Origin of the sequence: Streptomyces sp. NPDC048479 (assembly GCF_040651435.1) — a bacterium.
Classification (GTDB): Bacteria; Actinomycetota; Actinomycetes; order Streptomycetales; family Streptomycetaceae; genus Streptomyces.
Window position 1 is genome coordinate 231,494 of sequence record NZ_JBEZKA010000011.1, and the last position, 25,820, is coordinate 257,313.

Annotated in this window: 22 protein-coding genes; 7 read left to right on the forward strand and 15 right to left on the reverse strand. The window is 69.8% G+C overall.

The features are described from left to right. Positions 1-31: 31 nt before the first annotated feature. The 8 genes from AB0D12_RS19525 to AB0D12_RS19560 all read right to left on the reverse strand — a co-directional run bounded on the left by AB0D12_RS19525 (position 32) and on the right by AB0D12_RS19560 (position 8,175). On the reverse strand, positions 32-643 hold the full coding sequence (locus tag AB0D12_RS19525) for a TetR/AcrR family transcriptional regulator (protein WP_362684001.1): 612 nt from the start codon (positions 641-643) through the stop codon (positions 32-34). 151 nt (positions 644-794) lie between these two features. After that, positions 795-1,655, reverse strand: a complete 861-nt coding sequence (locus tag AB0D12_RS19530) for a 3-hydroxybutyryl-CoA dehydrogenase (RefSeq protein ID WP_362684004.1) — start codon at positions 1,653-1,655, stop codon at positions 795-797. A 107-nt stretch (positions 1,656-1,762) separates the two neighbouring features. Beyond that, the gene (locus AB0D12_RS19535) at positions 1,763-2,935 is read right to left on the reverse strand and encodes an acyl-CoA dehydrogenase family protein (RefSeq protein WP_362684007.1); all 1,173 of its coding nucleotides are present in this window, start codon (positions 2,933-2,935) and stop codon (positions 1,763-1,765) included. Between the two features lie 61 nt (positions 2,936-2,996). Further along, positions 2,997-4,169: an acyl-CoA dehydrogenase family protein gene (locus AB0D12_RS19540; RefSeq protein WP_362684010.1), complete on the reverse strand. Its 1,173-nt coding sequence runs from the start codon at positions 4,167-4,169 to the stop codon at positions 2,997-2,999. 38 nt (positions 4,170-4,207) lie between these two features. Next, complete coding sequence (locus AB0D12_RS19545; RefSeq protein ID WP_362684013.1) at positions 4,208-6,268, reverse strand: acetate--CoA ligase family protein; 2,061 nt, start codon at positions 6,266-6,268, stop codon at positions 4,208-4,210. 1 nt (position 6,269) lies between these two features. Next, positions 6,270-6,461, reverse strand: a complete 192-nt coding sequence (locus AB0D12_RS19550) for a ferredoxin (protein ID WP_362684016.1) — start codon at positions 6,459-6,461, stop codon at positions 6,270-6,272. Next, entirely contained in the window at positions 6,458-7,768 is a 1,311-nt protein-coding gene (locus AB0D12_RS19555; RefSeq protein WP_362684019.1) for an NADH-ubiquinone oxidoreductase-F iron-sulfur binding region domain-containing protein, read from the reverse strand. Before AB0D12_RS19555 ends, AB0D12_RS19550 begins: the two co-directional genes overlap by 4 nt. After that, positions 7,765-8,175 (reverse strand): hypothetical protein, encoded by a 411-nt coding sequence (locus AB0D12_RS19560; RefSeq protein ID WP_362684022.1) that lies wholly within the window; start codon positions 8,173-8,175, stop codon positions 7,765-7,767. Before AB0D12_RS19560 ends, AB0D12_RS19555 begins: the two co-directional genes overlap by 4 nt. Positions 8,176-8,559: 384 nt before the next feature. On the opposite strand from AB0D12_RS19560, the gene AB0D12_RS19565 reads away from it, so the two are divergent. The 7 genes from AB0D12_RS19565 to AB0D12_RS19595 all read left to right on the forward strand — a co-directional run bounded on the left by AB0D12_RS19565 (position 8,560) and on the right by AB0D12_RS19595 (position 16,826). Continuing rightward, positions 8,560-9,801 carry an aromatic ring-hydroxylating dioxygenase subunit alpha gene (locus tag AB0D12_RS19565; RefSeq protein WP_362684025.1) on the forward strand — a complete coding sequence of 414 codons (1,242 nt, stop codon included), beginning with the start codon at positions 8,560-8,562 and terminating at the stop codon, positions 9,799-9,801. Positions 9,802-9,960: 159 nt separating this feature from the next. After that, positions 9,961-11,091 carry an extracellular solute-binding protein gene (locus AB0D12_RS19570; RefSeq protein ID WP_362684028.1) on the forward strand — a complete coding sequence of 377 codons (1,131 nt, stop codon included), beginning with the start codon at positions 9,961-9,963 and terminating at the stop codon, positions 11,089-11,091. Between the two features lies 1 nt (position 11,092). Next, positions 11,093-11,995 (forward strand): ABC transporter permease, encoded by a 903-nt coding sequence (locus tag AB0D12_RS19575; protein ID WP_362684031.1) that lies wholly within the window; start codon positions 11,093-11,095, stop codon positions 11,993-11,995. Beyond that, positions 11,992-12,921 carry an ABC transporter permease gene (locus tag AB0D12_RS19580; protein WP_362684034.1) on the forward strand — a complete coding sequence of 310 codons (930 nt, stop codon included), beginning with the start codon at positions 11,992-11,994 and terminating at the stop codon, positions 12,919-12,921. The genes AB0D12_RS19575 and AB0D12_RS19580 overlap by 4 nt, the downstream gene beginning before the upstream one ends. 5 nt (positions 12,922-12,926) lie before the next feature. Further along, positions 12,927-14,039, forward strand: a complete 1,113-nt coding sequence (locus AB0D12_RS19585) for an ABC transporter ATP-binding protein (RefSeq protein WP_362684037.1) — start codon at positions 12,927-12,929, stop codon at positions 14,037-14,039. A 38-nt stretch (positions 14,040-14,077) separates the two neighbouring features. Continuing rightward, the gene (locus AB0D12_RS19590; RefSeq protein ID WP_362684040.1) at positions 14,078-15,400 is read left to right on the forward strand and encodes an NAD(P)/FAD-dependent oxidoreductase; all 1,323 of its coding nucleotides are present in this window, start codon (positions 14,078-14,080) and stop codon (positions 15,398-15,400) included. Then, on the forward strand, positions 15,393-16,826 hold the full coding sequence (locus AB0D12_RS19595; protein ID WP_362684043.1) for an aminobutyraldehyde dehydrogenase: 1,434 nt from the start codon (positions 15,393-15,395) through the stop codon (positions 16,824-16,826). The genes AB0D12_RS19590 and AB0D12_RS19595 overlap by 8 nt, the downstream gene beginning before the upstream one ends. A gap of 51 nt (positions 16,827-16,877) precedes the next feature. Here AB0D12_RS19595 and AB0D12_RS19600 read toward each other — a convergent pair whose 3' ends face one another. The 7 genes from AB0D12_RS19600 to AB0D12_RS19630 all read right to left on the reverse strand — a co-directional run bounded on the left by AB0D12_RS19600 (position 16,878) and on the right by AB0D12_RS19630 (position 25,505). Continuing rightward, positions 16,878-18,509 (reverse strand): serine hydrolase, encoded by a 1,632-nt coding sequence (locus AB0D12_RS19600; protein ID WP_362684046.1) that lies wholly within the window; start codon positions 18,507-18,509, stop codon positions 16,878-16,880. A 119-nt stretch (positions 18,510-18,628) separates the two neighbouring features. Next, a complete protein-coding gene (locus AB0D12_RS19605; RefSeq protein ID WP_362684049.1) occupies positions 18,629-19,885 on the reverse strand; it encodes a cysteine desulfurase-like protein in 1,257 nt (418 codons plus the stop codon). A 271-nt stretch (positions 19,886-20,156) separates the two neighbouring features. After that, the gene (gene araD / locus AB0D12_RS19610; protein ID WP_362684052.1) at positions 20,157-21,881 is read right to left on the reverse strand and encodes an L-arabinonate dehydratase; all 1,725 of its coding nucleotides are present in this window, start codon (positions 21,879-21,881) and stop codon (positions 20,157-20,159) included. Then, on the reverse strand, positions 21,878-22,789 hold the full coding sequence (locus AB0D12_RS19615; protein WP_362684055.1) for a dihydrodipicolinate synthase family protein: 912 nt from the start codon (positions 22,787-22,789) through the stop codon (positions 21,878-21,880). The genes araD and AB0D12_RS19615 overlap by 4 nt, the downstream gene beginning before the upstream one ends. Then, a complete protein-coding gene (locus tag AB0D12_RS19620) occupies positions 22,786-23,430 on the reverse strand; it encodes a GntR family transcriptional regulator (protein ID WP_362684058.1) in 645 nt (214 codons plus the stop codon). The genes AB0D12_RS19615 and AB0D12_RS19620 overlap by 4 nt, the downstream gene beginning before the upstream one ends. 213 nt (positions 23,431-23,643) lie before the next feature. After that, complete coding sequence (gdhA, locus tag AB0D12_RS19625; protein WP_362684061.1) at positions 23,644-24,999, reverse strand: NADP-specific glutamate dehydrogenase; 1,356 nt, start codon at positions 24,997-24,999, stop codon at positions 23,644-23,646. 359 nt (positions 25,000-25,358) lie between these two features. Further along, positions 25,359-25,505, reverse strand: a complete 147-nt coding sequence (locus tag AB0D12_RS19630) for a hypothetical protein (protein ID WP_362684064.1) — start codon at positions 25,503-25,505, stop codon at positions 25,359-25,361. Positions 25,506-25,820: the final 315 nt, after the last annotated feature.

Genomic DNA, 25,820 nt, shown 5'->3' on the forward strand with positions numbered 1-25,820 from the left:
GCGGCGGCAGCCGGTCCGTACCGCGCGGTTCTCAGATGTCCGGGAACATGGACGGAATGCCGAGAGTTCCGGCAATGGCCTGCCAGATCGCTGCCTGCGCGGTGTCGAGCGTGACCCGCGGGTCGTCCAGCATCAGCCGGATACCGAAGCCGTCGCACAGAGCGAGAACCAGCGTGCTGGTCGCGTCGATGTCGCAGTCGGCGAATTCGCCGGTGCGGATTCCCCGCCGCAGTGCCTCGGCGACCCAGGTGTGGAGCTGGTCGTACAGATCCACGGCGAGATGGTGTGCGGATTTGTCGCGCAGCGCCCGTACCCAGAGCTCCTGCCAGAGCTTCCAGTCCTGGCGGAGTTCCGGGTCCGTGGGCAGCATGCTGTGAACGATGCGTGCCAGCGTGACCGAGGCCGGGACCGAGTCGGCGTCGCGTTCGAGTTCGGTGCCGGTCTGGGCGAAGGAGTGCGTCATCGCCTCCGCGAAGAGCTTCTCGCGGGTCTCGAAGTGGTAGTGCAGCAGAGCCGTCGACACGCCGGCGTGCTCGGCGACCATGCGCATACGGATCTTCTCGAAGCCGACCTCGGCAATCACTTCGCACGCGGCGGAGAGAATCCGCTCACGTGTTTCGAGCGTGCGTCCGGCCTTGGCCACGTTGCTGCTCCTGTTCCGTATCGCCGCCCATATATGGTCGGCGGGGCCGCCTGCCCGCCCCGCGCCACTCCATCTTCCCGTATCCCGCCCGGCGCCGGACCCCGGGCCCCTGGCCACAGGCGCCGCGAAACGTGCGCCACACTGCGCCGATTCATCGGTACGTGTGGAAGCCCCGGCCCGACTTACGGCCGAGCAGGCCCGCGTCGACCATCCGGGCCAGCAGCGGCGGCGGTGCGTAGAGCGGCTCCCGGAACTCCTCGTACATCGACTCCGCGATGGCCTGCGTGGTGTCCAGTCCGATGAGATCGGTCAGGGCGAGCGGACCGAGCGGGTGGGCGCAGCCCAGGGTCATGCCCCGGTCGATGTCCTCGACCGACGCCGTACCGGACTCGACCATCCGCACGGCGGCCAGCAGGTACGGAACCAGCAGGGCGTTGACGATGAACCCGGCACGGTCCCGGGCGCGGACGACCTGCTTGCCCAGCACATCGGAGGCGAACGCCTCCGCGCGCTGTGCGGTGCTCTCGCCGGTCAGCAGCGACGGCACCAGCTCGACCAGGGGGAGGACCGGGACGGGATTGAAGAAGTGCAGGCCCACCACGTGTTCCGGGCGCGCCGTGGCCGCGGCCAGTCGGATGACCGGTATGGAGGAGGTGTTGGACGCCAGAATCGCGTCCTGGCGTCTCACGGTCGCGTCCAGCCGGGCGAAGACCTCCACCTTCGCCGCTTCGTCCTCGGCGACGGCCTCCACGACCAGATCCCGGTCGGCCATCACGTCCATGTCCGTGGTCGTCGCGATCCGGGCCAGCGCGGCATCCCGGTCCTCGGCGGACAGCTTTCCGGCGGCGGTGGCCCGGTCGAATGAGGCGGTGATGCGTCTGTGCCCGGCGTCCGCCGCCGCGCGGCTCGCCTCGACCACGATCACGTCTCGTCCCGCCCGCGCGCACACTTCGGCGATACCGGATCCCATGAGGCCGCAGCCAACGATCCCGATCCGCTCGATACCGGCCATTGCTTCTCCTCGGTTCTCCCTGACGGTCTTACGGGCCATGAGCTGCGGGTCACCGGGCCGCCGCCCGGGCCCGGTCGCGTGGACCGGGCCCGGCGGCCGGCCCGCGTTCAGCCGGCGGACGGCATCTGCAGAACGCCCGTGCCCCGCTTGACCAGTTCACCCGCGATGATCAGGCGTTGGATCTCGGAGGTGCCTTCCCAGATGCGGTCGACGCGCAGTTCGCGGTAGAGGCGTTCGACGGGGTAGGAGCGGTCGTAGCCGCGTCCGCCGAAGATCTGGACGCACCGGTCGATGGCGCGGCCGGCCGCCTCGCTCGCCGACAGTTTGGCGATCGCCGCCTTGGCGTGCAGGGTCTTGCGGTCGGCCCGCCCTTCGTCCACCTCCCAGGCGACCTGGTGGGTGTAGGCGCGGTTGACTGCGATGTCGACGGCGCAGTCGGCGAGCATGCCCTGGATGAGCTGGAAGTCGGCGATGGGGGAGCCGAACTGGCGGCGCTCGACGGCCCAGTCGCGGGCGAGCTCCAGCGCCCGCTCGGCCGCACCCGTCGTCCGCGCGGCGATCATCAGCCGTTCCTCGGTGAACCAGGACCGCGTGATGTCGTACCCGTTCCCGATGCCGCCGAGGACCGCGTCCTCGGGGACATGGACATTCGTGAACGTGAACTCGGGGTGCTCGTAGACGAAGGTGTGCATGAAGCGCGGCACGCGGGTCATCTCGATGCCGGGCGTTTCCTTGTCGACGAGGAACAGGGTCGGGGCCCGCTCCTCTCCGGCAGCGGCCAGCACAATCATGAAGTCCGCGTGGTCGCCGACGGTGACGAACCACTTCTCGCCGTTCAGCACCCAGCCGCTGCCGCTCCGCGTCGCGGTGGTCTTCAGATTCTGCGGATCCGACCCGGCCTCGGGCTCGGTCACCGCGTAGCAGTCACGGCGCCTTCCCCGGATGACAGGGACGAGGTACCGCTCACGCTGCTCGGGCGTGCAGAAGCGCAGGGCGTTCGCCGGCCGCCACACCGTGTCCCACAGGGCACCGGTGAGCCGGCCGAGCTCCTCCTGGACGGTGGCCTGCTCCAGGATCGAGAGGCCGGCACCTCCCCACTCGGTCGGCATGTTGACGGCCTGCAGCCCGCTGCCGAGCACGGCGTCGCGGATCTCGGCATGGGCCTGCGGGGGCAGGCCGTTGTTCTCCTCGCAGTCCAGCTCGTACTTCATGATGAAGTCGGTGAGCCCGCGCGCGGAGCTCTTGAGCTCCTCCTGACGGGCGGTGAGGCGGAAGTCCATGTCATTCCTCAGAGTTGTCGGGTACGAACGTGTGCCGGCGGGGGCGGGGCGGGGCGGGGCGTCAGGAGGCGGGCAGGGCAAGTGCCCTGGTGCCGCGTTTGATGAGCTCGTTGGCCACGATCAGGCGTTGGATCTCGGAGGTGCCTTCCCAGATGCGGTCGACACGCAGCTCGCGGTACATGCGCTCGACGGGGTACGAGCGGTCGTAGCCGCGTCCTCCGAAGATCTGGACGCACCGGTCGATGACCCGTCCGGCCGCCTCACTCGCGGCGAGCTTCGCCGTCGATGCCTTGGCATGCAGGGTCTTGCGGTCGGTGTGCGGCTGATCGGCTTCCCAGGCGACCTGGTGGGTGTAGGCGCGGTTGACTGCGATGTCGACGGCGCAGTCGGCGAGCATGCCCTGGATGAGCTGGAAGTCGGCGATGGGGGAGCCGAACTGGCGGCGCTCGACGGCCCAGTCGCGGGCGAGCTCCAGCGCCCGCTCGGCCGCACCCGTCGTCCGCGCGGCGATCATCAGCCGCTCGTCCGTGAACCACTCCTTCGTCAGCTCATAGCCATTGCCGACGCCCCCGAGCACGTCCTCGTCGGGGACGAAGACATCGGTGAAGGTGAACTCGGGGTGCCCGTTCACCGCGGAGTGCATGAACCGCGGCACGCGGGTCATCTCGACGCCGGGCGCATGCTTGTCCACGAAGAACAGCGTCGGCGCGCGCTCCGGGCCCGCATCGGCCTGCACCAGCAGGAAGTCGGCGATGTCCCCGCAGGTCACGAACCACTTCTCGCCGTTCAGCAGCCAGCCGCCGATGGTGCGATCGGCGGTGCTGGTGCCCGAGCCGGGGTCCGAGCCCGCTCCCGGTTCGGTCACCGCGAAAGCGTCGAACCGCTCGCCCCGGACGACGGGGAGCAGGTATTTCTCCCGCTGCGCCTCCGTGCCGTACGCCAGCACGTTGGCAGGCCGCCACGGGATGTCCCAGAGGCAGTTGGTGACCTTCCCGAACTCCTCCTCGACGATGACCTGGTCGAGCAGGGACAGCCCGGCCCCGCCCCACTCGGCGGGCATATTGATCGCGTACACGCCGGCGTCGATCGCGGCGCGGGTCAGCTCGCGGACCGTGTCGGCGGGCAGCGGACCGCCCGCCTCCTCCGACTGGTTCTCGTACTGCATCAGAAGCCGCGCATACGCGGCGGCCCGCGCCTTGAGGTCGGCCTGCTCGGGTGTGTAGCGGAAGTCCATGGTGTCCTCCGAGAACGGTGGTGAGGGGGAGTGGGGCGTCAGGCGAGTACGGCCCGGGCGTCCAGGGCCAGTACGCCGTCCGGGCGGACCAGCAGCGGGTTGACCTCGAGCTCGGCGATCTCCGGGTGGGCAGCGGCGACGGCGGTGATGCGCTCGATGACGGCCGCCGCGGCCGCCACATCGACGGCCGGCCGGCCGCGGACGCCCGCCAGCAGCGCGGCGGTACGCAGACTGCGCAGCAGATGTCCGGCCCGGTGGGCCGGGACGGGCGCCAGAGAGAAGGCGACATCGTGCAGCGTCTCGGTGAGGACGCCGCCGAGACCCACCATGGCGACCGGACCGAACTGCGGATCGCGGTTCACCCCCACGATCAGCTCTATGCCGTCCGTGAGGTCGGCCATCGCCTCGACCGAGTAGGAAGGCGCGCCGAGCCGGGCGCGCATGTCCCGGTAGGCGGCGGTGAGCGCGTGCCGGTCCGCGAGCCGCAGCGCCACGCCGCCCGCGTCGGACTTGTGCAGTACGTGCAGGGCTTTGAGGACGTACGGACCGGCGAACTCCTCTGCCGCGGCGAGCAGTCCGGCCTCATCGGTGATCTCGCGCGCCGGCGGGAAGGGCACACCCGCCGCACTGAGGAGGCCCCGGACCCCGTGGTACCCGGCGTCCCGCAGAGGGGCCGCCGCCGGTGGCAGCGAGGCGACACCGGGCGGACCGCCCGCCTTGCCGACCGTCATCGCCGCAAGCGCGCGGGCGGCGTCCTCGGTACAGGAGAACACCGGTATCCCTGCGTCGGCCAGCACCTGGCAGCTCGTCGACCGTGGATACATCGACTGCACGACAAGCGGCTTGGGCGTTGCCCTCCGGTGCCTGACGATCGCCCGGGCGGCCCGCAACTCGCCCTCGGCGAGCGCGGATCCACCGCCGCCGAGGCCGCCGTCGGAAGCCGCGTAACCGCCGAAGTAGCCCGTCATCAGAACGGCGTCGACCTCGTCGGCGGCGAGCAGCCCACCGACCGTGTCGGCGTACGACCCGGGGTTCTGCTCGCCCATCCCGGCCAGGTCCACCGGATTGCCGACCGCGGACTGCTCCCACAGCACGGTTCTCAACCTTTCCTGGGCCGTTGCGCCGAGTTCGGGCACCTCAAGACCGGCGGCCTCGGCGGCGTCGGCGGCGATCGCGCCATGTCCACCGCCGTCCGTGAAGACCGTGGTACGCCGTCCGCTCGTGCGCAGGCCGGCGTTGAGCGCGGCGAGGACGACGGTCATCTCGCGCGGCGTGGCGACGAGTTCCACCCCCGCGTCACGGCACGCCGCGGCCACGACGTCGGACGACGTGGTGAGGGCGCCTGTGTGCGACTGGGCGCTGCGGGCCGAGGCGGTGCCGCGCCCGGCTGTGAGCAGTACGACCGGCTTGCCTGCCGCGGCGGCCGCCCGGGCGAAGGCACGGCCGTCCCCGAAGTCCTCGGCGTACACGGCGATGGCCCGGGTGGCCTCGTGCCGCGCACAGTCCTCGACGAGGTCGACGAGAGTGACATCGGCCTGGTTGCCGAGGGAGACGAAGCGGGAGAAGCCGAGGCCGTGCGGCGCGCAGCGGAGCTGGAGCTCGAGCGCGAGGTTGCCGCTCTGGCTCAGCAGTGCGATGTCGCCGGGCGCGAAGCTGTCCGAGGCGAGGTACAGCTGGGTCGTGTTGTCCGCGATCCCGAGGCAGTTGGGGCCGACCAGGACCGCTCCGGCGGCGCGTACGCGATCGGCGACCGCCCGCTGCCGGGCCAGTCCGGCCGGGCCCGTTTCGGCGAAGCCGGCGGTGATGCCGACGATCGCCCGGGCTCCGCAGGCCAGGGCGTCGTCGACGGCGGCCTCAAAACCGGGGCCCGGTACGGAGATGACCGCCAGGTCGACAGGTTCGCCGATCTCCGTGAGGCTGGTGGCCGCGGCGCGGCCGAGGACCGTACCGCCGCGGCGGTTCACCAGGTGCACGGGCCGCCGCTCGGGGTCGCGCAGCGCCTGTGCGGCCACCGCGTGGCCGTACTTCGCCGGGTCGTTGCTGGCGCCGACCACGGCGACGGACTTGGGGTCGAAGAGAGCGGTCAGATCACGTCCCATGTCATTTCTCCAGCCGGAGGGCGGAGTTGGGGCAGACCTCGGCGCAGGCGCGGGCCGCGTCCTCGCCGCCGTGCGGCACCGGTACGGCGACGACGCTCGCGTAGCCCCATTCGTCGAGCTCGACGAGACCGGGGGCGTGCTCCTGGCAGAGGCCGTAGCCCTCGCAGCGTGTGGAGTCCAGAAGGAGTTTCACGGTGTTCCTTTCAGCGCGGGCACGGGGGAGGAGCCGGGCAGTGGGGCATCGGACGGGGTCGCGTCCATGACGTCCGGTACGGGCACGGAGAGCCGGTGACCACCGCTGGGAGGGCTTGCGTCGCAGGCCGGACACGGGGTGCCGAGGTGGGCTCGGACGGGTTCGGGGAAGGCGAGCAGGAGGCTTCCGGCGGTGCCCGCGGCGGCGTCGAGCAGGCCGCACGCACCGCGCCCGGGCAGGCCGGACGACCACCGGAGCAGCCGTTCGACGGAGTCGGGCCCGGCCGTGCCGGCGGTCAGCCGGTGCAGGGTGTCGCTGATCGCGGCCGTGCCCGACACACAGACGCCGCACTGCCGGGAGCTCTCGGCCGCGAGATGGTCCACGGCGTCGGCGGCGACCGCCACCGGGCACTCGCCCGGGGCGAGGAAGCGGATGGCCCCGCAGCCCAGCGCCGTGCCGGCGGCGGTGAGCGCGCCGGGATCGAGCGGGAGGCCGAGTGAGCCGGCGCCGATCAGCCCGCCGAAGAGCCCGCCCATGAGCGCCCCGGTGGCGTCGGGAGTGCCCTGGGCCGCGGCCAGCGCCGCCAGCGTGGAGCCGTACGGAACTTCGGTGAGCAGCGGAGTTCCGTGGCGGCCGGACAGGGTCAGCAGCGTGGCGCGGGCGATCCGGCGGCGCAGCTCCGGCCGGCCGGCGATGAGGGCGATACGGGCCAGCGTCTCGACGTTGGAGACGAGCGTCGGCTCGTCCCCGACTCCCCGCTCGAACGGCCGGGGCGGCTTGGCGGTGGGCATGGCCGGACCGCCGTTGATCCTCCGTACGACCGCGGTCTCCTCGCCGGCGACGTAGGTGTGTCCGGTCTCGATCACCTCGACCGGCAGCCGCGGCGGGCGCTCGGCGAGGGCATGGCGGACGCGTGCGCCGGCGTAGGGGTCGGAGAGGTAGATGAAGCCCCGTACGGCTCCGGTGATCGCGGCGGCGCGGGCGAGGCCGTCCAGGACGAGATGGGGCCGGGCCCGCAGCAGCCAGCGGTCCTTGACCGAGCCGGGCTCGCCCTCTTCCCCGTTCGCCACCACCACAGGAGCACCGCCGGCGTCACGGACGGTCCGCAGCTTCACGGCGACGGGGAATCCGGCGCCGCCGCGGCCGCGCAGCCCGGCCGCCGCGATATGGGCCAGCAGCACGTCCGGGCCTACGGCGTCCCGGTAGCCGCCCGTCGCGGCGTACGCCTCGGCGCTCTCCGCCACGGCCGGTGCCGCTCCGAGGAGGGAGCCCGTCCGGGCCGGTATGTGGGACTGGATCCCGGTCATCCCCGGCCTCCTTCCGCTAGCTGGGTACGCAGGGTGCGCACCGCGTTTTCGAGGTCTGTGCGGTCCGCCGCGGTCCGGCCGTATCCGGGTCCCGGAAGGCCGATGAGCATGCGGTGGTGGTCGAGCACCACCTCTCCCGCGAGCAGGGCGGCCCGGGGGTCGCCCGGGCGGGAGCCGTCGGCGACGGCGGTCACCAGACCGGTGACCTCCGCGAGATAGCGCAGCCAGCCGCGTCGGCTGCCGTGCAGGATCAAGGTCTCCACACGGCGGCGCTCGGCGGCCGCCAGCTGCGGTGGCGTCGCGGCCGGACCCCGCGCACCGGTGCGCAGGGCGGCGACGGTGGGGGGCAGCTCCCGCTCCGGTTCGGGAGTGAGCCCGAGCCAGACGAGACTCCGACGACCGCTCATGCCTGCCTCCGGGAGGGATGGGAGAGCCGTCACGGCCCGACCGGGCCGGCAGTGGCCAGGGGTGCGATGTGCGCTGTCTGTGGCTCACTGCCGGGGACCGGGGTGCCGTGCGACGGGGAATCGGCTGTACGGACCGGGCGTGGGCGCCCGGGAGGCTGCCGGCGTCCGGTTCGACGGGAAACGACGAAACGCGGGGAGCAGCGATGAGGACTACGCTAACTAATCAATTAGTCAGTCCACAAGTCTTGACACTGTGGAAACGTGGCAGCAATCTGACTGACCAATTAGTCAGCGCGGCTTCCCGGTGTCTCACCACGGCCCGCAGACAGTCCCTGGGCCGCCTCAATACCGATCGCCGCATGTGCGGCATGGAGGAGTCAGCCGATGCAGCCCGAAGCCCCCGAAGCCTCTGCAGCCCCTGCAGTACTCGCAGCCGCTGTAGCACCTAAGACCTCAGAAGCCCCTGAGGCCCCAGAAGTCCCCACAGTCTCCGCCGCACCCCAGGACCAGCAGAGTCCCGGGCAAGCCCTGTCCGCCCGCTACTACACCGACGCCGGCACGGCCGCCGCCGAGACCCGGCACATCTTCGCCAGGTCCTGGCAGCTCGTGTGCCATGAATCCGACCTGCCGGGACCCGGCGCCCGGCTCGCCGCAACGGTCGCCGGCCGCGAGGTACTGGTGGTCCGGACCGAGGACGGCAGCCTGGCGGCCCACCTCAATGTCTGCCGGCACCGCGGAACGCGCCTGGTCACCACCCCCGAACCGGCCGGCAAGGCGATCCGCTGCCCGTACCACGGCTGGACGTACAAACTCGACGGACGGCTGGTCGGCGCTCCCGAGGCGCGGCAGATCCCCTGCCTGGACAAGCCCAGGCTCGGGCTGTTCCCGGTCCGCGTCGAGTCGTTCCTCGGCTTCGTCTTCGCCAACCTCGACCCGGACGCGGTACCGCTGGCGAAGCAGTGTGCCGGTCTCGCCGAGGCCGTCGGCCACTACGCGGGAACCGACCTGGTGCCGATCGGCCGCAGCCGGATCCATGACCTCGCCGGCGCCGAGGTCCAGGAAGCCAACTGGAAGGTGGCGGTCGACAACTACCTGGAGGGCTACCACGTGCCGGTGGCCCACCCCGGGCTGATGCGGCTGCTCGACTACCAGAGCTACACCTGCGAGATCGAGGAGTCGTACGCGCTCTTCGCCTCACCGCTGCGGGACAAGCCGTCCTCGAACTGGGCGGAACGCCTCTATCAGCAGGTCGCGGCCCCGATGCCCGGCCTCACCGAGGCCGACCGGCGAGTCTGGCGGTACGCGGTGATCTATCCCAACACACTCATCGACTTCTACCCCGACCATGTGCTTGCCTGGACCGCAATCCCGACGGCGGTGGACCGCGTGGCCGTACCCGGCGCGTTCTACACCCGCCGCGGGACCAGTCTGCGCACCCGGCTCGCCCGGCGGCTCAACATCCACATCGGCTGGATCACCAACGACGAAGACGTCGAGCTGGTGGCCCGTGTGCAGAAAGGACTGACCACGCCCGGCTTCGAGCCAGGGCCTCTGTCCCGGCGCGAGGCGGCGGTCGGCTGGTTCGCCGGCCGCGTCCGGGCCGACCTCGACGGCGCGGAGCTGTAAGCCGCTCCCGTTGAGGCGAGCTGTTCCAGCCGTGCCGGCGGTGTGCCCCGCACCGCCTCGCGGCTCCCTGGTCGAGCACGGAGTCAGGGCATCCGTGTACCTGTGACCGCGCCCTGAAGCAGTGCTCGTCCCCCATGGACCCTACGGAGAGGACCACCGATGTCCCCCGAGGCACCCCTGCTGTCCCGCCGCTCCTTTCTCCGTACCGGCTCCGCCGCCGCTCTCGGCCTCACGGTGGCCGGCTGCGGATTCCTCCCCGAAGATCCGGCCGCCCACGGCGATCCGGAGGCACCCATAGATGTCCGGGTCGACGGCGATCTGATCTATTTCAACTGGGCCGATTTCGTCGACCCGGCCGTCTTCAAAGGGTTCGAGAAGGAGTACGGCGTCAAGGTCATCCAGTCGAACTTCGACTCGATGGAGGGCATGGCCGCCAAGCTCAATGCCGGAAACCGATACGACCTCATCTTTCCCACCGCGAAATGGGCGGAGCGGCTCGTCTCCGGCCACCGGCTGCGCCGGATCGACCACTCCCGGTTGAAGAACGCGGACGCGGTGTTCAGCCGTTACGACTACTTCGCCGACCCCTGGTACGACAAAGCCTCCGCGCACACCGTCCCGTTCACCATGTACAAGACAGGGATCGGCTGGCGGAAGGATCAGATCGGCGACAACCTGACCGGCTCCTGGGGCGATCTGTGGAACGCCGGAGCCAAGGGCAAGGTCTTCGTACTCGACGACCGTGACGAGGTGCTCGGCATGGGCGCGCTCAAGCTCGGTCTCGACCTCACCACTGCCGATGCGAGCGACCTCGGCCGGATCACCCACACTCTGCAGTCGCTCCGCCCGCATCTGCGCGGCTTCTCCAGCGACAGCTACAACAACCTGCTCAACGGCAACGCGGCCATGACCCAGGCCTGGAGCGGGGACATGGCCGCCATGCTCGGCCAGGCCAAGGACCCCTCGGTCCTCGGCTTCGAGGTCGCCCGGGAAGGCGCCCCGGTCAACTCCGACTGCTACGCCATCCCCTCCAACGCCCGACATCCCGGCACGGCGATGCTCTTCATCGACTACATGCTCCGCCCGGAGAACGTGAAGAAGAACATCGAGTACATCGGCTATCCCATGCCGGTCGGCGGCAGCGAGGACACCTACGCCGCGATCATGGAGCCCTTCCCCGAATGCCTCGTCTCCGCCGGAGACCTCAAGGACGACCTCTTCTTCCGCAACGGCACCTCGAGGGGCGAACAGGCCCGAGACACCGCCTGGACCCATGTGAAGGCCGGCTGACATGGCACTACGTACCCGCCCCAAGGAGTCCCGTCCGCGCAGCGGACAGTCCGCCGCCGGCACGCGGCTGTGGACCTGGCTGATGATCCCCGGCACCCTCTGGATGACCGGCTTCCTCATCGCCTCGCTCCTGCTGGTGGCCACTCTCGCCTTCGGCACCACCGACCCGCTCGGCAACCCGCGCTTCGGACTCAACTTCGAGAACATCGCGGCGATGACCGATCCGGCCTACCGCGCCGTGCTGCTCCGCTCTCTCGGCTACGCGCTCCTCACCTGCGTCATCTGCCTGGTGATTGCCTACCCGGTCGCGTACGCCATCGCCCTGCACGGCGGACGCTTCAAGAACCTCCTGATCGCCGCGATCGTCGTGCCGTTCTTCGCGAACTACCTGGTGCGGATGTACGGCTGGTCCGTCGTCCTCTCCGACGACGGGCCCCTGCTCAAGGCCCTGCGCGCCGTCGGGCTCGCCGACTCGGACACCAAGATCCTGCAGACCGGCATGGGCGTCATCGCCGGACTCGTCTACGGCTTCATCGTGTTCATGATCATCCCGCTGTACGCCGCCCTGGAGCGCATGGACGTCTCGCTGATCGAGGCGGGGCGCGACCTCTACGGAGGCCCTTTGCGGACGTTCTTCTTCGTCACCCTGCCCGCCACCCGGCAAGGAGCGATGGCCGGCTGCGTCCTCGTCCTGCTGCCCGCCATGGGCGACTTCGTCAGCGCCCAGCTCATGGGAGGCCCCGACCAAATCATGATCGGCAACCTGATCCAGGACAAGTTCTTCCAGGGCCAGAACTGGCCGCTCGGCTCGGCCCTCACCATGCTGATGATGGCTGTGCTGTTCATCGGAATGCTCGGCTACCTGCGGCGCACCCGCAAGGACGAAGCGGAGGCGACCCGATGACACTCCGTCCCGCCCTCAAGCCGCAACGTCACCCGGCCGTCAAGGTGAACAGCCGCCCGGGCCCGCGGCCGAACCGTCGCCCGGCCCGCCGCCAGGCCGTCAAGCGGCACCGCCGCGGCACCGACCGCAGGCCCCGTTTCGCCATCGCCGTCACCGCCGCCTTCCTCGCGCTCCTCTACCTCCCCATCGGCGTCGTCGTCCTCTTCTCCTTCAACTCCCAGAAGTCCCTCACCGTCTTCAAGGACTTCAGCCTCCGCTGGTACTCGGCCTTCCTCAAGGACGACGTACTGATCGGCTCGCTCGCCATGAGCCTGCGGGTCTCCCTGGTGGCCATGGCGGGCTCCCTGATCCTCGGGGTCGCCCTGGCGCTGGGCCTGGTCCGCTGCCGCAGCCGACTCGGCTCCCTCGCCGGCCTGGTCATGCTCGTCCCGCTGATCACCCCGGAGATCGTCACCGGTGTCGCCGCGATGCTGCTCTTCAAGGGCTTCGGGATCACACTGTCCACCGGCACCGTGATGCTCGCGGAGATCACCTTCTCCATCTCCTATGTGACGGTGATCCTGCGCTCCCGGATCGCCGCCCTCAACCCGGAGGTGGAAGAGGCGGCGATGGACCTCGGGGCCACCCGCTGGCAGGCACTGCGTCTGGTCACCCTGCCCGCCCTGCTCCCCAGCATCCTCGCCTCCGCGGTGCTCGTCTTCGCCCTTGTCTTCGACGACTTCGTGCTCGCCTACTTCACCACCGGCGTCGACCCGCAGCCGCTCTCCGTACGCATCTACTCGGCGATCCGCTTCGGCGTACAGCCCACCATCAACGCGGTCGGCACCCTGATGCTCGCCGGATCCATCGGCCTCATCGCCCTCGCCCTCGCCATCCCGCGCCTGTTCGGCCGCCGCGGCGGCCTCGATCTGCTCTCCGGGAAGTGACACCCGTGATACCCACGACATCCGCGGAAACCTCACCCGCCGCCCTGCTCGACGCCTCGCCCGCCGTCCGGCTCGACGGCATCAGCAAGAGCTACGGCGACTCGTACGCCGTCCACGACCTCTCCCTGGACATCGCCCGCGGTGAGTTCTTCTCGCTCCTCGGCCCCTCGGGCTGCGGCAAGACCACCTCGCTTCGCATGATCGGCGGCTTCACCGACCCGACCGACGGCACCATCCTGCTCGGGGGCGAGGACGTGACCGCCCTGCCGCCCGACAAGCGCAACGTCAACACGGTCTTCCAGAGCTATGCGCTCTTCGACCATCTCTCGGTCGCCGACAACGTGGCCTTCGGCCTCAAGCGGAAGGGCATCGGCCGGGCCGAGATACGCGAACGGGTCGGCGCCATGCTGGACCGGGTGCAGCTCGGCGGCCTGGCCGACCGCAAGCCCGGTACCCTCTCCGGCGGCCAGCGTCAGCGCGTCGCCCTGGCCCGCGCACTCGTCAACGGCCCCGAGGTCCTGCTCCTCGACGAACCGCTGGCCGCCCTCGACCTCAAACTCCGCCGCCGGATGCAGGTCGAACTCAAGCAGATCCAGCGGGAGATCGGCATCACCTTCGTCTTCGTCACCCACGACCAGGACGAGGCGCTGACCATGTCCGACCGGGTGGCGGTGATGAACGAGGGCCGCGTCGAGCAGTGCGGCACCCCCGAGGACGTCTACGAACGCCCGGCGAGCAGCTTCGTCGCCTCCTTCATGGGCACGTCCAACCTCGTGCCCGGCATCTACCGCTCCGGTGAGGTCGTCGTCGATCGGGGCCCCACACTGCCCGTCGGCAAGCGCACCGGCGTCACCGAGGGCAGCAGGGTCAGCCTCTCCATCCGGCCCGAGAAGATCTGGCTCTCCGACTTCGAACCGGGCATGGCCATGGTGAACGGCGTCATCCGGGAGACCGTCTACTCCGGCCCGACCACCACCTACCTCATCGAACTCGCCCCCGGCATCACCCTTTCCGTCCTGGAGCAGAACACCGACCGCTCGCGGATGGAGGACCGCTGGAGCGGCGGCGAGAGCGTCGAGATCGGCTGGAAACCCGAACACTGCCTGGTCCTCGACTGACAGCCCGCCCCGCAGCCGATCCAGCGAAGGAACGCCCCATGAACCACGATGTCATCGTGCTCGGCGCCGGCCTCGCCGGTCTCGCCGCAGCACGTGACCTGGCCGCGGCCGGAGCCCACGTCCTCGTCCTCGAGGCCCGCGAACGGGTCGGCGGCCGGGTCGAGCAGACCACGCTGCCCGACGGCCGGCTCGTTCAGCTCGGCGGCGAGGTCGTGGGCCGCGCCCACACCTCGTATCTCACCCTCGCCGCCGAACTCGGCCTCACTCTGATCCCCAGCTATGTCGCCGAGCCCGGGGTCATCGCCCGTGCCACGCCGGAGGGAATGTCCGCCGGTGACCCGCCGCACTGGTTCGGCCGCGGCGACGACGCCTGTCACCAGCGGGTCACCGCCGCGTTCACCGCCCTGGCCAGCACCGTCGACCCGGACGACCCCTGGTCCCACCCCGACGCCGCAGCCCTCGACGGGATCCCGGTCGGCGACTGGCTGCGCTCCGAGGGCGCGACCCCCGCCGTCGTACGCCTCTGGGAGATCGGCCAACTCGCCCTGGCCAGCGGCTCGTACGAACGGACCTCGCTGCTCGCCGCCCTGCGCAAGCACGCCGCCGTTCCCGGCACCGGGCATGCCGACCACTACGACTACGAGGACTGGGAGGGACTGCGGGTCGCGGAGGGTTCGGCGACCGTGGCACTGCGCATGGCGGAGGGGCTCGGTCAGCGGATACGGCTCGGGGCGCCGGTCGACGCGATCGCCGTACGGCCCGGCGGCTGCACCGTAGTTCTGACCGGAGGCGAACCCCTCACCGCAGGTGCCGTCGTCAGCGCGCTGCCCGTCGGCCCGCTCCGCTCGGTCACCGTCACCGGAGTCTGCGACGAACGGCTCGCCTCGCTGCACCAGCAGCGCCAGGCGGTCGCGGCCAAGTTCGTCGCCGCCTACGACAAGCCCTTCTGGCGCGACCACGATCTCAACGGCCTCTCCGAATGCGAAGGGGTCCTCGGCAGCACATGGCCGCAGAACGAGGGCATCCTTTCCGCTCTCATCCCGCCCGAGCGCTACGGCGTACTGCTCGGCATGCCCGGTCGGCTGCGCGTGCCCGAACTGCTCGGCGACGTCGCCCGCCTCTACGGCGACGAGGCCCACCAGCCACTCACCGCGTATCTGCGGATGTGGGGCACCGATCCATGGACCCAGGGCTATGTCACGCAGTGGACCCCCGGCGACGTCATGGCCGTGGGCCCCCGGCACGGCACCCATGAACCACCGTTCTATGTGTGCGGCTCCGACCAGTGGGTGGCCGGCTATATGGAGGGCGCCGTACGCACCGGCCGCGCCGCGGCGAAGGAGGCGCTGCGCCGTGGCTGAGCCTTCTGCGTATCCCGTGGTCCTCAACCACATCGCGGGAGCGGACCTCCCCGCCGCCTCCGGCGAACTGATGGAGCTCACCGACCCCGCCACCGGAACAGTGCACCGCACCGCACCGCGCTCCGGACAGGCCGACACCGACACTGCCTGTACGGCGGCCGCAGCCGCGTACGACCGCTGGTCCACGACCACTCCGGCTGAACGCCAGCGCGCGCTGCTGCGCATCGCCGACGCCATGGAGGCCCACGCGGACGATTTTGTGGCCGCCGAGGTCGGGGACACCGGCAAGCCCGCGGGCCTCTTCCGGTCCGAGGAACTGCCCGCGATCACCGATACCTTGCGCTACTTCGCGGGAGCCGCCCGGAACCTGCCCGGCGCCGCCGCTGCCGAGTACACCGAGGGACGCACCTCGCTGCTCCGCCGCGAACCGGTCGGTGTCTGCGCCCAGATCACCCCGTGGAACTACCCCTTGATGATGGCGGCGTGGAAGATCGCCCCGGCGATCGCGGCCGGCAACACGACCGTGCTCAAACCCGCCGACACCACCCCCACCTCATCAGCCCTGCTGGCCAGGATCGCCGCCGAGCACCTGCCGCCGGGCGTGCTCAACGTCGTCTGTGGCGACCGGGACACCGGCCGGGCACTCACCGCCCATCCGGCCGTCCGGCTGATCGCGGTCACCGGCAGCGTCCGGGCCGGCCGGGAGATCGCGGCCGCCGCGGCGGCGGACCTCAAGCGCGTCCATCTCGAGCTCGGCGGAAACGCTCCGGTCATCGTCCACGACGATGTGGACATCGAGTCCGCTGCGGCGGACCTCGCCGCGGTCGCGTACTACAACGCCGGCCAGGACTGCACGGCCCCCACAAGGCTGCTGGTGCACCACCGCATTCACGACGCGTTTCTCGCGGCGTTCTCCGCCCGGGCGCAGAAACTGCGCACCGCGGCGCCCGGCGAGCCGGACGCCGACTACGGCCCGCTCAACAACGCTGCTCAACTCGCCTCTGTGGAAGCCCTGTTGAGCAGACTGCCGGATCACGCCGAGGTCGTCACCGGGGGTTCCCGGATCCGAAGGGCCGGATACTTCCACGAGGCGACCGTGGTCGCCGGTGTCCGCCAGAGCGACGAGATCGTGCAGGAGGAGATCTTCGGCCCGGTCGTCACCGTGCAGCCGTTCTCGGACGAGGATGAGGCGCTGCGGCTTGCCAATGACGTGCGGTTCGGCCTCGCGGCCAGTGTGTGGACCACGGACCACGACCGCGCGATGCGGGCGACTCGGGCCCTGCAGACCGGGATCGTGTGGGTGAACACGCATGGCACCACGGTGTCGGAGATGCCGCACGGTGGGATCAAGCACTCCGGCTACGGCAGCGATCTGTCCCTGGCCGGGCTGCTGGACTACACCCAGCTCAAGCACGTCATGCTGTGACGCCGCGACAAGCCGGGTGCAGCGTGGCTGCGGCTGTTCCGGTGACCTGGTCTAGTCACGGATGAAGGTGCCGAGGCCGTTATTGTCGAGGCTTTCGACGCGCACCTTTGTGGCCTTGCCGCCGGAGTCACCGGAGCCGACGGAGAACGTGACCCCCGACAGGCCGACGGCGTTTTCTCCGGCGGTCCGGAAGCTGAAGGTGTTGCCGTCGTAGTGCATCAGGCGGAACCGCATATGCTTCGGGCCCAGTTGCATGGTCAGTACGCCGTTGTCGGCGCTGACCGCGAGCGGCCCGTAGTAGTCGTTGCTGTAGGTGCCGACGTACGTTGCGTCGGGGGCTGCCGCGGCGGCGCCGGACGGTGGCCTGGCGTAGTCGGTCGGGGACTTGGCCGCTTGCTCTTCCTTCGCGTAGAGCTGTCCGATCAGGGTCAGCCAGTCGGCGGTGGGCTTGCCCACCTGGGCGGTGTCGAGGAAGTTGGCCGCTATGGAGTCGGCGAGGCCCACCGGTTCTCCATTGGTGAGTACGACGATTCCGAGCTGCTCGCTCGGCAGCATGGTCACATTGGTGTTGGCGCCGAGGGCGAAGGCGCCGGAGTGGCTGAGCCTGAGTCTGCCGTGGTCGTCGTAGCCGACGTTCCAGCCAAGGCCGTAGAAACCGGTCCGGCCGGCCGGGGCCGTCGGCGGCTGGGAGACGATCTCGGGCAGGTGCGTGCGTTCAAGACCTTCGGCGGCGATGATCTGTTTGCCGCCGAGTTTGCCGTTCGCGAGCTGCAGGCGCAGCCACGCGGACATGTCGCGAGCTGTGGAGCTGACGCCACCGGCGGGGGACTGGGCGTCGGCGTCGCGCACGTACTTCGCCTGCCAGGTGCCGTCTTCGGCCTTCACATGGGTGACCGCCTTGTTGCCGGCCTGCTCGTAGTCGGCGAAGAGAGAGCTGGTCGAGTTCATTCCGGCCGGGGTGTAGAGGGTGTCTGCGGCGAGCTTTTCCCAGCTGGTGTTCTTGGCATTGGCGACGGCTTCGGCGGCGGCTGTGACGCCGAAGTTGGTGTAGGCGTAGCTGGCGCGGAAGGGGGCCAGGGGTTCGTAGCGGAGGTGCTTGAGTATGTAGTCCTGGTCGTAGCCGAGGTCTTCGAGGAGGTCGCCGGCGTGGTCGGGAAGGCCGCTCCGGTGCGAGAAGAGGTCGGCGATGGTGACGTGGCCGGTCACCCACGGGTCTTTCAGTGCGAAGCCGGTGAGATCTTTGGAGACGGCGCCGTCCCAGGTGATCGCCTTCGTGCCTACGACACCGGCGACGACGGTGGAAGAGACGGGCTTCGACAGTGAGGCGAGCTGGAACACCGTGTCGGGCTCGACGGCGCCGGGCTTGCCGGTCTGGCGCAGGCCGAAGCCCTTGAGGTAGACGACGCGGTCCTGGTGGACGACGGCCACGGCGACGCCGGGAACGCCGGTCTTCTTCATGCCGTCCCGGACGATGCCGTCAAGCTTGGCGAGAGCGGCGTCCACGTGGGCCTTGGTGAGCAGCGGAGGGGGCTGCGGCGGAGGCGCGCGGACGACGGAGGGCGGCGGTGCGAGGCCAGGCGCTGCTGCGGCGGTCGTGGCGCAGGTCGCGACCAGCAGAGGAGCCAAGCCTGCTGCGGCCAGCGCGCGGCTCCGCCGGTGTCTGGCACGCCGTTGGACACCCATTTCTCCATTCAACCCCGCGCTGCGGCCTTTGTCGCACGCAGCTCTCCGGACCTGAGGGCCCGGCCGCTGCCCGCAGCCGCCGTGGGCGAGGTCCCCCAGGGGGCCGGGGCGGACGTTGGTCAGCGGGCTCCGGATGCCGGGTGCAGAAAGTCCGACAGGCCCTGCAGCAGCCGGTCAACGTCCTCGGCGTTGTTGTACGGGGCGAGGCCGACACGTAGCCCTCCCGCGGCGCCCAGGCCGAGTCGGCGGGATGCCTCCAGGGCGTAGAAGGAGCCTGACGGCGCGTCGATTCCGCGGTCGGCCAGATATTGGTGGGCGTCGAGTGTGCTGCGGCCGCGGATGGTCAGCAGCAGTGTCGGGGTGCGCTCGGCTGCGCGTGAGTGCACGGTGATCGCTTCGAAGCCGCTCAGCCCCTCCTCGATGCGCAGTCGCAGGGTGTTCTCGTGGTCTTCGAGCGCTGTGAAAGCGGAGGCCAGCCGCTCCCGGCGGGTGCCGTCGCGGAGCGGGCCGAGGCCGGCCAGAAAGTCAACGGCGGCGAGGGCGCCTGCGAGGAGTTCGTACGGCAGGGTGCCGAGCTCGAAGCGCTCGGGCACGGCATTCGACGAGGGGAGCAGCTTGTCCGGCTCCAGAGTCCCGAGAAGTTCGGGCCGACCGGCGATGACGCCGAGGTGCGGTCCCAGGAACTTGTAGGGGGAGCAGGTGAAGAAGTCCGCACCGAGCCGTCCGATGTCGACGGAGGCATGGGCGGTGTAGTGCACGCCGTCGACGTAGAGCAGTGCTCCGGACTCATGGGCCAGCCGGGCGATCTCCGGGACGGCGGGGCGGGTGCCGATGAGGTTGGATGCGGCGGTGACGGCGACGAGGCGGGTGCGCTCGGAGAGCACGGAGCGTATGTCGTCGGCGGTGAGTTCTCCGGTGGCTGGGTCGAAATCGGCCCATCGCACGGTGGCTCCGGCAGTCGCCGCCGCCTGTATCCAGGGGCGGATGTTGGAGTCGTGGTCGAGGCGTGTGACGACGACTTCGTCGCCGGGGGACCAGGTCTTGGCGAGGGTCCGGGAGAAGTCGTAGGTCAGCTGCGTGGCGCTGCGGCCGAAGACGATGCCGGACGGATGTGCGCTCAGCAGGTCCGCCAGTGCCTGCCGGGCGCCGGTGACGATGGCCTCGGCGTTGCGCTCGCCGAGCGTGCCGCGGCCGCGGTTGGACAGCGGGTTCGCCAGCGCGTCGGCGATGGCGTCGATGACGGCCGGCGGAGTCTGTGAGCCGCCCGGACCGTCGAAGTGGGCAGAGCCGGCCTTCAAGGCGGGAAACTGGGCGCGGACGGCGTCGATGCGCTTTGACGTCCCCGGACAGGTTGTCCGGGATGTCGACGAAGCCATTGGCCCCGCCTTCGCAGTCCGAGGGCGACGCATGGGCCGCGCCGACAGGCCCGAAGAGGGTCAACCCGGCCGCCAGCATGGCGGCGGCCGCCGAGGACGACAGCGTGGCGCGCAGCTTGTTCATGACTGTTTTCCCTTCCTGGCGATAAAGCGATGCCGGTTCCCGATGGGCCCCGGCCCCGTGCTCGGGACCATAGAGGCCGTGGAGCGTGGTCGGTCCCTGACAGATGTCAGGGCACCCACGAGGGCGCCGAGGGACAAAAAGAGGAGCTCAGCCCGCGTACGGGTCGGGGTTCTTGCCGCGCCGGGCGAGAAAGGCGAAGTCGCAGCCGGTGTCGGCCTGGGTGATCTGCTCGGTGTAGAGGGCGCCGTAGCCGCGTTCGTACCGCTCGGGCGGCGGAGTCCACTCAGCCCTGCGCCGCTCGAGTTCCTCGTCCGGGATCTCGAGCCTGAGGGTGCGCGCCGCGACGTCCAGGGTGATGAGGTCCCCGCTGCGGACCAGCGCCAGCGGCCCGCCGACGTGCGACTCGGGGGCGATATGCAGTACGCAGGTGCCGTAGCTGGTGCCGCTCATCCGGGCGTCGGAGATCCGCACCATGTCCCGTACACCCTGCTTGAGCAGGTGGTCGGGGAGCGGCAGCATCCCGTACTCGGGCATGCCGGGGCCGCCCTTGGGGCCCGCGCCCCGGAGCACCAGCACATGGTCGGCGGTGATGCCGAGACCGGGGTCGTTGATGGTTCGCTGCATCGTCCTGTAGTCGGGGAAGACCATGGCGGGTCCGGTGTGCTTGAGGAGGCGGGGTTCGGCGGCGATGTGCTTGATGACCGCGCCGTCGGGGCAGAGGTTGCCGCGCAGCACGGCCACGCCGCCCTCCTCGGCGAGAGGATTCTCGCGCGGGCGGATGACATCGGGGTTGTGGACGAGGGCGCCGTCGAGCTGTGCACGCAGAGTGTCGTGCGTGACGGTGGGCCGGTCCAGATGCAGTACGTCCGTCAACTGGGCCAGGAACGCTGGGAGTCCGCCGGCGAAGTGGAAGTCCTCCATCAGATAGCGGCCGCCGGGCCGGAGGTTGGCCAGCACCGGCACTGTACGGGCGATGCGGTCGAAGTCGTCGAGCGTGAGCTGCACGCCCGAGCGTCCGGCCATCGCGATCAGATGGATCACTGCGTTGGTCGAGCCGCCGAGGGCGAGAACGGTGGCGACCGCGTCCTCGTACGCCTCCCTCGTGAGGATCTGCGAAAGCTTCCGGTCCTGGTGCACCAGGCCGACGATCCGTCGCCCGGAGGCGGCAGCCATCCGCTCATGCCCGGAGTCGACGGCCGGGATGGACGACGCGCCGGGGACGGTGACGCCGAGCGCCTCGGCCGCCGCCGTCAGCGTGGAAGCGGTGCCCATGGTCATACAGGTGCCGGGCGAGCGGGCCAGTCCGTTCTCCAGCTCGGCCATCTCCGCGTCGCCGATCAGCCCGGCCCGCTTGTCGTCCCAGTACTTCCACATGTCCGTCCCGGAGCCGAGTACTTCATTGCGCCAGTGGCCCGGCAGCATCGGCCCGGCCGGTACGAACACGGTGGGCAGGTCGGCGCTGGCCGCGCCCATCAGCAGGGCGGGCGTGGACTTGTCGCAGCCGCCCATCAGTACCGCGCCGTCCACCGGATAGGAGCGCAGCAGCTCCTCGGTCTCCATCGCCAGCATGTTGCGGTACAGCATCGGGGTCGGTTTCTGGAAGGTCTCGGAGAGCGTGGAGACCGGGAATTCGAGCGGAAAGCCGCCGCTCTGCCACACACCGCGCTTGACGGCCTGAGCCCGGTCGCGCAGATGGACATGGCAGGGGTTGATGTCGGACCAGGTGTTGAGGATCGCGATGACGGGCTTGCCCAGGTGCTCCTCGGGCAGATAGCCGAGCTGGCGGGTGCGGGCGCGGTGGCTGAACGAGCGCAGCCCGTCCGTTCCGTACCACTGGTGACTGCGCAGTTCCTCGGGGCGCTTGACGGTCATACGGCCCAACCGGCCACGAGTCCGGCGACCGCCGCACGCTGCGCCTCCGGCAGTGCGCGGCTCGGCGGACGGAGGTCGCGCCGGCACAGACCGAGCGAGGCGAGGGCCTCCTTCACGACCGTCACATTGTTGGCGGACTGATGAGCGGCGCGCAGTTCCTCGAAGGGCCGGATCCGCTCCCAGATCTTCATGGCGGCCGGGTAGTCGCCCGCACGGAGCGCGGCCAGCAGGGTCAGCGAGACGGTCGGGGCGACATTGGCCAGACCGGAGGTGAAGCCGGTGGCGCCGCTCGCGAAGTAGGACGGTGCGTACAGCTCGGCGAGTCCCGCGACCCAGACGAAGCGGTCCAGGCCGGCGTCCCGGGCGAAGGCGGCGAACCTCGTGGCATCCGGAACGGCGTACTTCACGCCGATGACATTGGGGCACAAGTCCGCCAGTTCGGCGAGGTAGTCACCACCGAGCTGCGGATTGCGGATGTACGGGACGACACCGAGCTCCGGCACCGCCTCGGCGATCACACGGTGGTAGTCGGTCCAGCCGTCCTGCGAGGCGTACGGGTGCACAGGTTGATGCACCATCACCATCCCGGCCCCCGCGGCGCGGGCATGCTCGGCGGCTGCGACAGCGGTCGGGAGGTCCAGGCCGATACCGACCAGAACCGCCGCCCGATCGCCCACTTCATCGATGGTCAACTCGGTGACGGCGCGCCGCTCTTCGGGGCTCAGCGCGTAGTACTCCCCGGTGTTGCCGTTCGGCGTGATGGTGCGTACACCGCCGTCGAGGAGCCGTCTGAGCAGTGCGCGGTGAGTGTCGGTGTCGAGGGTGTCATCTGCGGTGAAGGGGGTGACAGGGATTGCCACGACATCGGCGAGCGCGGCGCGCAGGGAAGTGAAATCCGAGGTGGTCATGCGTCCGCTCCTTGAGGAAACGCCCGCTGTACGAAGTCGGCGATGTGTTCGCGCAGGGCGCGGGCCGCTCCGTCGGCGTCCCCGGCCAGTGCGAGCCGCAGAATCTCTCGGTGTTCGACTGCCTCCAGCTCCCAGGACGGCTGGGCGGCCCAGACCACGGCCGAGACCAGAGCCGCCTGATCGCGTACCTCGTCGAGCATCCGCGCGAGCAGCGGATTGCCGCACGGCAGATACAAGGCACGGTGGAACTCCCGGTTGGCCAACGAGCGTTCGGCCCGGTCGGCCGAGTCATCGGCCTTGAGCAGGGCGTCCTTGGCGGCGTCCAGGTCCGCCGAGCGTTCGATGGACCGCCGCAGCGCCTCCGGCTCCAGCAGCAGCCGCACGTCGTACACCTCGCGCGCCATGCCCGCGTCGACCGTGCGGACGGTGGCTCCCTTGTACTGGCTCATGACGACCAGGCCGGTGCCGGCCAGAGTCTTGAGTGCTTCCCGTACCGGTGTCTTCGACACCCCGAACTGCGCGGCGAGTTCAGTCTCGACGAGGGCCTGGCCGGGGCTGAGGCCGCCGGTGAGGATGGCGTGCTTGATCGCCTCCAGTACGTACTGGGTCCGGGAGGGGATCGGGCTCGGGGCGAAAGCCATGGGCACTCTCAGATCTCGCGTATCGCGTCTCATATATGACGTATGAAGTGCAACGCGACGAAGCTAGAACCGCGCCCATGTTTCGTCAATGCTTCGTGCAACAGCAGTCGTTGGGGCTGCTGACAGAGCGCTGCCCGTCGCCTGTCATGGTGTTCGCTGCGTGGGCCCGGGGTCGACCGGGCCCACCGTCCACGGCTACCGCTGCCGCTCCCGTCAGATGACTCCCTGGGCGAGCATCGCGTCCGCGACGCGCTCGAAGCCTGCGATATTCGCTCCCGTCACATAGTCGCCGGGTGCTCCATAGCGCTCAGCAGTCTCGTACGTGACGCGATGGATATCGCGCATGATCTCCGCGAGTTCGTCCTCCACGCGCCCGGGTGTCCAGGAGTCACGGGCGGCGTTCTGGCGCATCTCCAGGGCGCTGACGGCGACGCCGCCGGCATTCGCGGCCTTGCCCGGACCGAAGGCCACACCCGCGTCCTGCAGGATGCGCACCGCTTCCGGGGTGGTGGGCATGTTGGCGCCCTCGGAGACGGCCTTGACTCCGTTGCGGACAAGGGTGCGAGCGTCTTGGGCGTCGAGCTCGTTCTGGGTGGCCGAAGGAAAGGCGACGTCGCAGGGTACGTCCCACACGCGGCCGCTGGGGACGTAGCGGGCGGAGGCGCCGCGGCGCGAGGCGTACTCGCTGACGCGTGCGCGTTCAACCTCCTTGATCTGCTTGAGCAGCTCGAGATCGATGCCCTTCTCGTCCACCACATAGCCCTCGGAGTCGGAGCAGGTCATGGGATGGGCGCCGCTGCGCGTCAGCTTTTCGATGGTGTGGATCGCAACATTGCCCGAGCCGGAAACCACGGCCCCTTGGCCCGCGAGCTCTTCTCCACGCCGACTCAGCATTTCGGCGGCGAAGAGCACGCTGCCGTATCCGGTCGCCTGCGTGCGCATCGCTGAGCCGCCCCACCCCTGGCCCTTGCCGGTGAGGACGCCCGCTTCCCAGCGGTTGGTGATACGCCGGTACTGGCCGAAGAGGTAGCCGATTTCGCGGCCGCCGACGCCGATGTCGCCGGCCGGGACGTCGGTGTGCTCGCCGATGTGCCGGTGGAGCTCCGTCATGAAGGACTGGCAGAAGCGCATGACTTCGGCGTCCGAACGCCCTCGTGGGTCGAAGTCGCTGCCGCCCTTGCCGCCGCCGATGCCCAGCCCGGTGAGGGCGTTCTTGAAGATCTGCTCGAAGCCGAGGAACTTCACGACGCCCAGGTTCACCGAGGGGTGGAAACGCAGGCCGCCCTTGTAAGGACCGAGTGCGCTGTTGAACTCCACCCTGAATCCTCGGTTGACGTGCACTGCGCCGCGATCGTCCTGCCAGGGCACCCGGAAGATGATCTGCCGTTCGGGCTCGCAGAGGCGCTCGATGAGCCCTGGCTGCGCGTACTCGGGACGGACGGCGAGCACGGGAGCCAGGGTCTCCAGCACTTCCGTTGATGCCTGATGGAATTCAGGCTGTGCGGGGTTACGGCGCTCGAGGTCGGCGCGCAGGGAAGCCAGTCTGGCCTTCGAGGAAGACGGGGTCACAGCATGTCCCTTCCTGCCCGGCCGGCGGATGACAGGCCGGCCGTGGCGGTGACGGTCCAGGTGTCATTGCCAGCCAGCAGTACGGCCTGGTCGCGCGTACCGTTCATCGCGGTATCGGTTTCGAGTTGTGGACCACCGCACGGACATGGCTCCCACTGGCGTGGATGAGGTGCCGTACCTGGACGGACTTCACCTCGCCGGAATCTTCCTCCGGTTCGCGCCGTAATCGGAAGGAACACGCCTGACGGCATGGCCTTGATGCTCTTGGGCGTCAAGGTTGACACCCGAGACTCCGGAATGGCCGGAGGAACGCGTGAGGTGTACTCGGTGAACCGCGGCGCAGCTGGGCGACGTGTGAGTCAGGTGCGGAGTTCCGTGTCGGCTTGGGCCCGTTCGGGCAGCAGTCGCGTCAACAGCGAATAAAGCAGATCCCGTTCCTGCGGCGAGAGCGGTGCGAAGGACTCCGCGAGCACACGGTCCACCACCGCCTGCCCCTTGTTGAGCACGGCCTCGCCTGCAGGGTTGAGTCGGTGCCGGATGGCCCGCCCGGGTCCCACGGTGCGTTCGATGATGTGAGTTCGCCGGCGATACAACCGGCCCGTCCACTCCGTGTGAGCGGACTAGTGACCTGAGTCGTTGATGTGTCGATAGTAGCTGGCGAGGCTTTCGAGGATCTGGTCGGCGATCTTGTGCCATCCGTAGGGCCAGGGTTGGTGTGAGGCTGAACCTTTGGAGTGGACACCCTGACAATGGATCTTGATGGTCCAGGGAGGGATGTCCAGGTGGGACGCAAGTCTCCGTATCCGGAGGAGTTCAGGAAG